Annotated in this window: 1 protein-coding gene and 1 pseudogene; one reads left to right on the top strand and one right to left on the bottom strand. The window is 66.7% G+C overall.

The window, feature by feature from the left end:
• Window positions 1-57: 57 nt before the first annotated feature.
• On the bottom strand, window positions 58-567 hold the full coding sequence (locus DY218_RS35750) for an ATP-binding protein (protein WP_199566852.1): 510 nt from the start codon (window positions 565-567) through the stop codon (window positions 58-60).
• 1057 nt (window positions 568-1624) lie between these two features.
• Between DY218_RS35750 and DY218_RS25385 the strand changes: the two are divergent.
• A pseudogene (locus DY218_RS25385) lies at window positions 1625-1939 on the top strand (transposase); the annotation flags it as partial.
• Window positions 1940-2642 lie beyond the last annotated feature (703 nt).

Raw genomic sequence — 2642 nt, 5'->3', positions numbered from 1 at the left:
CTTCCGGCGCCATCCGCTCGACAAGCGCAGCAGTCATCACCCCAGACTGCCGCAAGATCACGCCAAGTGAAATGGCGTCTTAGGCCCCACCGCGGCCAAGCCAGCCATAGCCGCGTCGGCGCGCGTGGGATCAAAGGGGTGCCATAACCGCCACCCATCAGTGTCCAGACTCTGGATCGCCTCCCAGCACGCACGGGTCTTGCCGGTGGAGGATTCGCCCACCAGCACACACAACTGACTCCTGCCCGCGCGTGCGGCCTCGACGATGTGCTGCAGATGAGCATCGTGCTCGCGCGGCACATAGGTCGGCAGAACCTCTTGTGCCGAGGCGAGATGGATCGCGTGATGCACTTCCAGGTCGAGCGGATGGCAGACGCCGATGCGCCTGGTGGCCAGTTCCGTCGGGACCGTGTCGCTGCCGGGAGAGCCGACGGACGGGAGAACGTAGACATGTGTAATGGCATTGCGGTCGCCGGTGACGACTGCACCGACGTCACCGCCCGCGGCCACCGACTGTTTGTCTGCCCGGACCTGACCGCCGGAGCGGGGAGGGCCGTTGTCACTCATGGCGTGAGTGCCGTCCCGGCGTGGCCATATCGGCGGGGGAGTCACGCGCGGTTCCCGTCCCCGGTGATGACCTCATCTACATCGCCCGCGGCGGCGGTGCTGCCTGCCCCCGAAGCCTGCACGGTGCCGATTGCTGGCGGGGCGCGATGCGCCGCCGCGTTCGGAGTCACCTCATTGCGATGGCCGACGATGACACGACCTATATGCCCTCCCGAGGCAACGCCGCCGTCGCGGGCCCCGACCGACAAGTGGCGAGGGCCGGTGAGAGCCCATATCGAGACCGCCAGGCCAGCCAGCCCTCCCATTGCGCCCAGAACGCTGCCCAGTCGGTCCGCAGTTTCCAGGTCCATAAAAACAGCCACCGAACCCAGACCGACGGCAGCCACCCCACACATGGCTGCGCACGCCATGAGCGCGCGTCTCCTCCACCCCTGCATAGCACCATCAAACCTCTGATCGACGCTCGATGGGGATGAAACCGAGCTTCCCGCTCAGATGCTGAAGAAGTGAGGGGCTGGCCCGCACGAAGAGACAGCGTCTGAAGGAGCCGTTTGTCCCGCCAGAACGGCCCGCGGCGCGCGAGGGAGAGTGAAGCGAGGCCGCGCCAAAGGAGGACGGGACGTCCGCAGAATGATGCCAGGCATGGATGACGGAGAAGAGCAGCACCGGCCGCTGCCCTTGGGCCCCATCATCGCGAACTGTCGGAGAAGGACCTGGGAGACGAGGTGTCGCCGAGTTTTGTGCGTTGTCTTCACGTGCCTGATTCTGCCAAGCCTGTGGAGCGGGGCCCAAGCATGCGCACGCCAGCAGCATGCCGAGGGAAGGGCGAAGGACGCGGCCAAGGGCACTGCAGAGGAGTCGTCCCGCCTTCTTGTCGCCGCCACTACGGCGTTGACCATGAGCGCTGGCCGGTGTGACACACCTGAGCGACGGAGCTGACCGCGTGCGCGCATACATCACTAGGTGCGTGCCGCCGAACGCCCAGGACTTGCTGTCCGGCCCCGGCTGCACTGTCCGCGTCACCACCTCCGCCCTGCAGTCTGGACGCTGACACGAACGGAGCAACGGCACCGACCAGACCATCCACGACCTGCTGCGATGGCAACTGCGGGAGAGGAGGGAGCGATTAGCCGACCCGAGTCTCATCGCGATGGACACCCAGAGCCTTCATGCCGCCGTTGGCGTGCCGGCCGGCACTACCGGCAAGGGCGCCTCGAAACGGGTGCCGGGCAGGAAACGGGGACTCGCCGTGGACGTGAACGGCCTGGTCATCGACGCTGTCGTCCTGCCCGCGTCCGCGCACGACAACGCCGCCGGCATCGCTCTGCTGGACGGCGTGGCCGCCCAGTGCGACACAGTGGCCAAGGCCCTCTGCCAAGCCCTCGACTTGCCGATCCTCCCGGAGACCACCGAAGGCATCCGCTCCAAGCTGAAACGCCTGGTCGCATGAGGCATCCTCACCGATTCCGAACCCGGCCTGTTCGCCCAACCCGGCACCTGACCGTCAGCCCACCCCGCCGACCAGGGCACTGAAAGGGCGGATACTGAGCGCCGGTGGGCGGCTGCCACAATGCCTGGCATGGATGCAGCACACGCCAGCCGCAACCTCTCGCGAGAAGGCCATGTCGATGGCGCCTCGATTCCGCCGCGCCTGCCTGTCTGGGTGCCACCGGTGTGTGCACTCATGATCGGTGCCGGCATGGCCCTCCAGACTCCCCATGACGGCAACCCGGGCCTAGAGTTCTCTCTCGCTCTCGCCGGCCTCGCTCTCGGCGTGGCCGCCTACGTGCTACTGGCGTGCGTCCGCGCCCGGCGCGGCATAAGGAGACGGCGCCCTTCCGCCGCAGTCCTGGCCGTTTACTTGGTCTGCGCCGCGAACTTGTCGGACAGTGGCATGTCGCACCTGCCCTGGTTCCCCATCGCCTGGGGGACCGTCACCACCGGAGTCGTCTGGTACAGGCTTCAAACGATGCCTGTACTGAACGCGTAAGGCTAAGACGCCATTTCACTTGGCGTGATCTTGCGGCAGTCTGGGGTGATGACTGCTGCGCTTGTCGAGCGGATGGCGCCGGAAG

It is taken from the genome of Streptomyces triticagri (assembly GCF_003429565.1).
Classification (GTDB): domain Bacteria; phylum Actinomycetota; class Actinomycetes; order Streptomycetales; family Streptomycetaceae; genus Streptomyces; species Streptomyces triticagri.
The sequence above is the reverse complement of the archived record's forward strand: the minus strand, read 5'-3'. Positions and strand labels throughout refer to the sequence as shown.

Bases quoted from the DNA above. Each gene is read 5' to 3' on its own strand.
- DY218_RS35750 (WP_199566852.1), bottom strand. From the start codon at position 567: ATGAGTGACAACGGCCCTCCCCGCTCCGGCGGTCAGGTCCGGGCAGAC.